This is a genomic window from Bacteroides caecigallinarum, from assembly GCF_021530995.1.
GTDB lineage: Bacteria > Bacteroidota > Bacteroidia > Bacteroidales > Bacteroidaceae > Phocaeicola > Phocaeicola faecigallinarum.
This window is the reverse complement of record NZ_JADYTF010000127.1, coordinates 1-9384: the sequence shown is the minus strand read 5'-3', so window position 1 is coordinate 9384 and position 9384 is coordinate 1. Positions and strand designations below refer to the sequence as shown.

The 9384-nt window shown below is 37.6% G+C and carries 4 protein-coding genes and 1 riboswitch; all 4 genes read left to right on the top strand.

Annotation, left to right across the window (positions count from 1 at the left end; all coding sequences use genetic code 11):
• The first annotated feature begins 153 nt into the window (after window positions 1–153).
• The 4 genes from I6E24_RS13900 (at window position 154) to nrdG (ending at window position 9046) form a co-directional block, all read left to right on the top strand.
• A complete protein-coding gene (locus tag I6E24_RS13900) occupies window positions 154–4239 on the top strand; it encodes a two-component regulator propeller domain-containing protein (protein WP_235329140.1) in 4086 nt (1361 codons plus the stop codon).
• Between the two features lie 60 nt (window positions 4240–4299).
• On the top strand, window positions 4300–5718 hold the full coding sequence (locus tag I6E24_RS13895) for a CCA tRNA nucleotidyltransferase (RefSeq protein ID WP_235329139.1): 1419 nt from the start codon (window positions 4300–4302) through the stop codon (window positions 5716–5718).
• 243 nt (window positions 5719–5961) lie between these two features.
• A riboswitch (cobalamin riboswitch) is annotated at window positions 5962–6142 on the top strand.
• 28 nt (window positions 6143–6170) lie between these two features.
• The gene (locus I6E24_RS13890; RefSeq protein WP_235329138.1) at window positions 6171–8558 is read left to right on the top strand and encodes an anaerobic ribonucleoside triphosphate reductase; all 2388 of its coding nucleotides are present in this window, start codon (window positions 6171–6173) and stop codon (window positions 8556–8558) included.
• A gap of 8 nt (window positions 8559–8566) precedes the next feature.
• Complete coding sequence (gene nrdG, locus I6E24_RS13885; RefSeq protein WP_235329137.1) at window positions 8567–9046, top strand: anaerobic ribonucleoside-triphosphate reductase activating protein; 480 nt, start codon at window positions 8567–8569, stop codon at window positions 9044–9046.
• Window positions 9047–9384: the final 338 nt, after the last annotated feature.

The window sequence follows — 9384 nt, the reverse complement described above, 5'->3', positions numbered from 1 at the left end:
AATGTATGCACCTCAAATATACAACATTTTGTGCTTCGAGCACGGCAATAGACGATCAATCAAGTACGTAGGGCTTGATTTTTTATTGCACCGGCATAAAAAACGAAGATTTTTATGTAAGTTTGTGACAAGTTTAACATATAATACAATACAATGAAACATAAGTCTTTTTTATTATTAATACTTTCATTTTTCTTTATAAGCATAAAATCACAAACAAGTGTAGTTTACACTACTGGCGACCATATATCAAGTAGCCTGATAAACAAAATATATCAGGACAAAAGTGGATTTATATGGATCGCTACAGAATACGGGCTCAACAGATTTGACGGCAATAGATTTACCCTTTACACCCACGATGAAAACGATACGACATCAATCTGCAACAACTATTCTAGAGTTGTATTCGAAGATAGCAACAACAATGTATGGATAGGCACAGTGGCAGGAATGATGAAATATAATCGTAATGAAAACAATTTCACGAAAGTATCACTTTTCATCAATGACCATATTACCACTCCGCACATCTCGCAAATCATAGAACACAGCAATGGTGAAATATGGGCAGCATCATCAAATCAGGGGTTATTCTGCATAAATACAAAGAATAACACAGGTCATAGTGTACAGACGTTATTAAATAACGGAGTTCTTAAAATAAATACAATATATGAAGACTATGACAAGAATATACTTATAGGTACAGAAGGTGATGGAGTTATAAAATTCAACCTTATTAATGGAAAGCTTGAAAAAATACAGTCGCCATATATACAAAACAGCGATGTAACATCGATAATTTCTGACAACTATGGTAAAATATATTTCGGAACATTCACGAACGGACTATACATATATCAGAACAATACGGTTGAAAAAGTGCCAAGCTTCGGAAATCTACCAATCAAAACTCTTGCCTTCATTGACAACAAGCTATATATAGGAACAGACGGATTCGGCATAAAGATATATAATGATAATACAAAATCAACAAAAGATCTATATATTACAGACTCAGCTATAGATTTTAGAGATACAAAAGCTCATAGCATAATTTCAGACAGAGAAGGGAATTTATGGTTCGGAATATTCCAAAAAGGCGTTGTACTTATACCACAAAAACCCAACCCATTCAAATTTTACGGCGGAAAACAGATAAACGAAAGTCCAATTGACAATGGTTGTGTTATGTCGATTCTAAAGGATAGCAAAAACAATATCCTTATTGGAGTTGACAGCAAAGGACTGTACATTCTTAACTCTAACTATGTACAAACCAAACATTACAAGCCTCAAGACGGAAAATACAAAATCCCCAATACTATTTTAAGTATTTATGAAGATTCCAACAAAAAGACATGGATAGGAAGTTACAGTCAAGGTATAGGACAATTTGACACACAAACTGGTATTTACAAGCCCATATCAGGACTTGAAAGCGAAAGTGTTTTCAGTATAACAGAAGGACATGACAATAAGCTTTACATAAGCACATACGGTACTGGAATGTGCGTATACGATCCAACTACAAAAGAATTGACTTCATACAAAGAAGAGAATGAAAAGAATAAAGACTTCAATTATCTTGCCGACAATTGGATTAACACTCTGTACTGCGACAGTGAAGGATATATATGGATAGGCCACTTTAAAGGATTAAGCTGTTTTAATCCCAAGAACAACAGTTTTATAAACTTTTCTGAAACTAATTATATTATAAAAGACAAGATGTGCTATTCCATACTGGAGGATAGCGAAAAAACCATATGGATAGGAACATCAGAAGGATTATATTCTTTTGATAAAAGAAGCAGAAAAATCGAAAAGTACGGAATAAACGACGGACTTTCAAACGATGTCATATGTGGTTTGTGTGATGACAATAGTGGGAATATATGGATAAGCACGTTTAATGGAATCAGCAAATTCAACAAGCAATACAAAACATTTACAAACTACTATAGCGAGGACGGTCTGCAAGGAAACGAATTCACACGTGGAGCCGCATATAAAGCAACAAACGGTGAATTATTTTTCGGAGGGACAAACGGTATAACCTGCTTCTACCCTTCCGAAATAACAGACTCTATTTCAAAGCCTAACCTGACTATTTCCGAATTTCAGGTTTTCGGCAAAAGCATAAACACCAATTCATTATCTGGAGGGAAAAAAATAATAGAAAAAGACGTTACAAAGGCTAAGACATTTAATCTTAATCATAGAGACAATACATTCAGAGTATTGTTTACAACTATGGATTATGGCAACACATCACACATATTATATAAATATAGGATTGAAAAACTCGGAAAGAACTGGTTATCTACAAGAGCCGGAGAAAACTATATAACATTCAACAATCTGCCCCCCGGAAACTATAAACTTGAAGTATATGCTGTAAACAGAAACATATCGTCTGATATTTATACATACAATATAAATATTTCATACCAATGGTATCAGACATGGTGGGCATATATACTTTTCTCTATTCCGGTATTAATCATTATATGGCTGACAGTCAACTTTATAAGGATGAAGATACGAAGAAGACGCGATTTCATGGAGATAAAACATGCAAGAGAAATAAACGAAGCAAAACTTCAGTTTTTTATCAATATATCCCATGAGATACGAACACCTATGACTCTTATAATAAATCCGCTGGAAAAACTGATAGCGGCAAACAAAGATAAGGATACGGCAAAAACGTATATGATGATATACAGAAATGCCAAAAGAATACTACGACTTATCAACCAGCTGATGGACATAAGAAAAATAGAAAAAGGACAAATGCAAATGCATTTCAGAGAAACAGATCTCGTAGGTTTCATAAATGACCTTATGATGACATTCGACAATACAGCCAAACAAAAGAATATAAGTTTCGATTTCAGTCATAAGGAAAAAAGTGTAATGGGATGGATAGATATAAACAACTTCGATAAGGTTTTAATGAACCTGCTATCGAATGCGTTCAAGTATACTCCAGACAATGGTAAAGTAACCGTTATACTTGAAACGGGAGAAGATCCAACTGCAAAAGGTCCGATTAAAAACTATATTGAAATAAAAGTTACAGACAGTGGAATCGGACTTGATGAAAATCAAAAGGAACGCATTTTCGAAAGGTTCTATCAGATTAGCGGAAACGGAATTCACAATCAGGGCGGTACAGGAGTAGGACTACACCTTACACGTTCGCTGGTGGAAATGCATTACGGAACAATTACGGCAGAAAATAACACAGACAGTTCCGGCTCCACATTTACTGTGAGAATACCAAGAGGATGCGATCATATAAGCCTGGAGCAAATAGACAGTAACGAAACTTACGTAAACAGCAATATAGATAAACAGATCGTTTCAGCTACCAGTGAAGAAAACAATAGCAATACAAAGAAAAGAGCAAAAACGAATTTCACCATTCTGATAGTAGATGACGAAAAAGAAATACAGGAATTCCTAAAAGAAGAATTATCCGATGAATATAAAATAGAATTGGCCAGCAACGGGCGTGAAGCGTATGAACATATATTGAAAAATCAAGTAGATCTTGTTGTGAGCGATGTAATGATGGACGAAATGGACGGACTGACACTATGCAAAAAGATAAAACAGAATGTGAATACAAACCACTTACCTGTTATACTTCTCACAGCCAAAGGCAAGGCCGAAGAACAGGTGGAAGGGATAGAACATGGAGCTGATGCATACATAATTAAACCATTTAATTCGGAAGTTCTGCGAAGTACTATATCAAATCTTCTCAACAACAGACGAATATTGAAAAACAAATTCAGTGGCGCACAGGAGCAGAAAGAAAAAATCAAAGATATAAATATCAAGTCTTCGGACGAAGCTTTGATGGATAAAATAATGAGCGTAATAAACAAATACATGGCCGAACCTAGTCTGAATGTTGAAATGTTGGCTCACGAAGTTGGATTAAGCCGTGTACATCTGCACAGAAAATTAAAAGAACTTACAAATCTTTCTACTCGCGATTTTATAAAAAATATAAGAATGCAGCAAGCTGCCAAATTGCTTAAGGAAAAGGATTTGAGCATATCCGAAGTAGCTTATGCTGTAGGGTTCAGCAATCTGTCACATTTCTCCAGTACATTCAAGGAGATATTTGGCGTTTCACCTAAGGAATACACAATAGAAAAAAATGAAGAAAATAACAAACCAAAGAAAGGTATAACTAAAGATAAGGAAAATAAATAATCTTATTTATAAACAAATACATTTTTGTACCTTTGCATTCCAATTAACAGACTACAATATATGGAATTAAAAGAACATTTCTCCGATAAAATATTCAGTATAATATCCGAAACAGCAGACGAATTGGGATTGGAATGCTACGTTGTAGGAGGCTACGTACGAGATATTTTCCTGAAACGCCATTCAAAAGACATTGATGTGGTAGTAGTAGGAAGCGGTATAGAAATAGCACAGGCACTAGGCAAAAAGTTAGGCAAAGGAGCTAATGTTTCGGTTTTCAAGAATTTCGGAACAGCACAAGTGAAGTTCAGAGACATTGAAGTGGAATTTGTAGGTGCAAGAAAAGAATCATATAGTCACGACAGCAGAAAGCCTATAGTAGAGAATGGCACACTGGAAGACGATCAGAACAGACGTGACTTCACTATAAACGCTATGGCGGTATGCCTGAACAAAGACCGTTTTGGCGAACTAGTGGACCCATTCGACGGTATGGAGGATTTAAAAGACAGAATTATAAGAACTCCTCTTGATCCAGACATTACATTCAGCGATGATCCTCTGCGAATGATGCGATGTATCCGTTTTGCCACACAGCTGAACTTCTACATAGAAGACGAAACATTCGAAGCTTTGGAAAGAAACAAGGAAAGAATAAAGATTATATCAAAGGAACGCATTGCGGACGAACTGAATAAGATAATCTTGTCGCCTATACCATCAAAAGGATTCGTAGATCTTGATAGATGCGGACTGCTGGAACTTATATTCCCTGAACTGTGTGCTCTACAGGGTGTAGAGACAAGAAACGGAAGAGCCCACAAGGACAATTTTTATCACACACTTGAAGTACTGGACAATATATCGAAAGCAACAGACAATCTATGGCTCAGATGGTCTGCCCTGCTTCACGACATAGGTAAACCTAAGACAAAAAGATGGGAACAGAAAGCCGGATGGACTTTCCACAATCATAACTACATAGGCGAGAAGATGATACCGGACATATTCAGGAAAATGAAACTTCCAATGAACGAGAAAATGAAATATGTCCAGAAAATGGTAAGTCTCCACATGCGTCCTATAGTAATAGCCGATGAAGAAGTTACCGACTCCGCTGTAAGACGACTGCTTTTTGAAGCAGGTGACGATATTGACGATCTGATGTGTCTGTGTGAAGCGGACATCACATCAAAGAACGAAGCCAGAAAACAACGTTTCCTTGACAACTTCAAACTTGTAAGACAAAAGCTGAAAGACCTTGAAGAGAAAGACAGAATACGAAATTTCCAGCCTCCTGTAGATGGAGCTGAGATTATGAGAGTTTTCAATTTACAGCCTTGCCGTGAAATAGGCGACTTGAAAAGTTATATCAAAGATGCTATTCTGGACGGTGTAATACCTAACGAACATGATGCAGCATTTGAATATATGATGGAAAAAGCAAGAAAAATGGGCTTAAAACCAGTTAATGAATAATTTATTCCTAATATTTATCGTCCTGTAGTGGTTCGAAATCTACAGGACGATAAATCCACACAAATCAAAATAGAATCAATACAAAGTTACCAAAAATCTAATATGTTTTAAAACAACACCAAATACAGTTTTCCACAAAACTACCCCACAGACCATTCTAGAACATTTTCACATATTCAAAATTTCCATTTTTGTAAATTCCAAACAATTTTGCGTTTTTTATTTCAGAAATTTGTTTATAGCTTTGCAATGCTTTTTCAGAGTGACATCAGTCTCAAAAGGGAATACCGTGAAAATCGGTAACAGTACCCGCTGCTGTGATTCTTGATGAAACGGAACAAGGTTATTCCGACCACTGCCGTTTGGCGGGAAGGTGTTCCGCGGAAAGATCAGTCAGAAGACCTGCCCTGAAAAACAAATAAACAATTGTATGATTTAAAAGAACAAAAGAAATGGAAACAAAAGACATCTGCATCATCAAAAGGGACGGGAAGCGGGAAAACTTCTCATCTGCAAAAATCTACAATGCCATTACCAAGGCTTTCGTGGCATCAGACCTGACAGATTGCGAAAATCTTATTGACGAAATCACACAAAGGGTAATCAACCATTTCAACACCCCTACCATCGGTGTGGAAGAAATACAGGACCTTGTAGAAATGGAACTGATGAAAGTTAAGCCGGAAGTGGCCAAAAAGTATATCATCTACAGACAGTGGAGAAACACTGAACGTGACCGCAAGACAAAAATCAAACATATAATGGATGGTATTGTAGCTATCGACAAGAATGATATCAATCTCAGCAATGCCAACATGTCAAGCCATACTCCGGCAGGACAGATGATGACTTTTGCATCCGAAATCACAAAAGATTATACATACAAGTACCTTCTGCCTAAAAAATATGCAGAAGCTCACCAGTTGGGTGATATTCATATTCATGACCTGGACTATTACCCGACAAAGACTACCACATGCATACAGTATGATTTGGAAGACTTGTTCGAGAGAGGTTTCCACACAAAAAACGGAAGCATACGCACACCTCAGTCTATCCAGAGTTATGCCACTCTTGCTACCATAATCTTCCAGACTAATCAGAACGAACAGCACGGAGGACAGGCAATACCGGCATTCGATTTCTTTATGGCTAAAGGAGTCCTGAAAAGCTACCAAAAAAGTGTGGCTTCAATCATGTCGTTCCTTATGGAAATGAAAGGTATCGACATAACAGAAGATGCTCTGAAAGGATGTGTAAAAAAGCACCTTCTGACAATTGCTCCGTCAGAAGATGCAAAGAAAGCATTGGCAAACGAACTTAAATCTATAGGTGCAGATATAGAAAAAGAAGACTTGGAGCATATCCTGAACAAGGCTAACGAACGTACACGCAAAGACACCCACCAGGCTATGGAAGGTTTTATTCATAACCTCAACACCATGCATTCAAGAGGTGGTAACCAGGTGGTATTCAGTTCCATAAACTACGGAACAGACACATCAGCCGAAGGAAGAATGGTTATAGAAGAATTACTTAAATCTACAATTGAAGGTCTTGGAGCTCACGGCGAGGTCCCTGTATTCCCTATACAGATTTTCAAGATAAAGGACGGTGTATCATACTCGGAAGAGGATTACCAGCTTGCAATGAGTGACTTTGATGCAGCAATAGAAGGAAAGTTGCAGTTCAAGGCACCAAACTTCGACCTTTTCCTGAAAGCATGCCGCACTACTGCGAAGGCATTATTCCCTAACTTCATGTTCCTTGATACCCCGTTCAATAAACATGAGCTGTGGAAAGCCGACGACCCGCACAGATATAAATACGAGCTTGCCACAATGGGATGCCGTACAAGAGTGTTCGAAAACATTAATGGAGAAAAGACATCACTGGGAAGAGGAAACCTGTCATTCACCACGATGAACATGCCAAGACTGGCTATTGAAGCAAGAATTAAGGCAGAAAGTATTATCGATTCAAACAACAAGGAGGCTATTGAACAAAAAGCCAAAGAAGTATTCCTTCAGTCGGTAGAAGAGATGGCAGAAATGATTGCCGAACAGCTTTATTCAAGATACCAGTATCAGAAGACAGCCTTGGCAAGACAGTTCCCGTTCATGATGGGCAACAACGTTTGGAAAGGTGGCTGCGATGTAAACCCTAATGAAGAAGTTGGAGACATACTGAATCAGGGAACACTTGGTATAGGTTTCATCGGAGGTCACAACGCAATGGTTGCACTCTACGGACAGGGACACGGACACAACAAGAAATCATGGGATACTCTTTACGAGGCTGTTGAGAAAATGAATGAAGTAGCCAAGAGATATAAAGAGAAATATCATCTTAACTACTCTGTTCTTGCCACTCCTGCAGAAGGTTTATCTGGAAGATTCACAAAGATGGACAAACGTAAATATGGTATCATAGAAGGAGTAAACGACAGAGATTATTATGTCAACTCATTCCATGTAGATGTTAAAGAATCTATCAACATCGTGGACAAGATTAAATGCGAGGCTCCTTTCCATGCACTTACGCTTGGAGGACACATCACATACGTAGAGCTGGACGGCGAGGCACAGAAAAACGTAAAAGCAATAGCCAAAATCGTGAAAGTAATGAACGACGAGGGTATTGGCTACGGTTCGATAAACCATCCGGTTGATACATGCCACAACTGCGGCTACAGAGGTGTAATCTATAGCAAATGCCCGATATGTAATAGCGAGAATATACTCCGTATGCGCCGCATCACAGGCTACCTTACAGGTGACCTGAACAGCTGGAACTCAGCCAAACGTGCCGAAGAACGCGACAGGGTAAAACATGCCTAATCCGAAACATGCTACATTATTTATACACATATCCTGAAACAATAGTCGATGGCGACGGCATCCGGTACTCCATTTATTTGTCCGGATGCAGTCACCATTGCAAAGGATGCCATAATCCTGAATCTTGGAATCCTAAAGCCGGAAAGCCACTTACCGAAGAAACTTTGGAAAACATAATCAAAGAGATTAACGGCAATCCTTTGCTCGACGGAGTAACTTTCACTGGCGGAGACCCCTTCTTTAATCCTGAAGAATTCGGCACCATACTGAAAAAAGTCCGGAAATCCACCGGATTGAATATATGGTGCTACACAGGCTATACGTTGGAAGAACTCACGAACGACAGCCGACGAAAAGATTTACTGCAATATATAGACGTACTCGTAGATGGAAAATTCGAAGAAGCACTATACTCTCCTACCTTAGAATTCAGAGGGAGCAGTAATCAAAGGATTTTATATCTGAAAAAATTCAAAGAAATAATATAACAATTAAACAGATAAAGGGCCGGAAACACATAAAAGGATTTTCTGGTCCTTTTCTTTTATATAATGAACTTTTATTATATATATAACATCTAAATGCATAAATATAACATCCAACAAAAAACAAAGTTTTTTCTCAAAACATGTTATACAACATTTTACAAAAACAGTGCATCGACTCTTAAAATTAACATTTACAAGCCTAATCTGTATTTTTAATTAGTATTTTATCAACTATAATAGCATCACCAACTATAATAATGCCACAACAGCATACTTCGTTCGCGAACACGAAGCGCACATATCCGAAAACATGATATAAATCAAGAAAAACATATATT

Coding starts and splice junctions, on each gene's coding strand:
- nrdG (WP_235329137.1), top strand. CDS start 8,567: ATGCTACATTATTTATACACATATCCTGAAACAATAGTCGATGGCGAC.
- I6E24_RS13900 (WP_235329140.1), top strand. CDS start 154: ATGAAACATAAGTCTTTTTTATTATTAATACTTTCATTTTTCTTTATA.
- I6E24_RS13895 (WP_235329139.1), top strand. CDS start 4,300: ATGGAATTAAAAGAACATTTCTCCGATAAAATATTCAGTATAATATCC.
- I6E24_RS13890 (WP_235329138.1), top strand. CDS start 6,171: ATGGAAACAAAAGACATCTGCATCATCAAAAGGGACGGGAAGCGGGAA.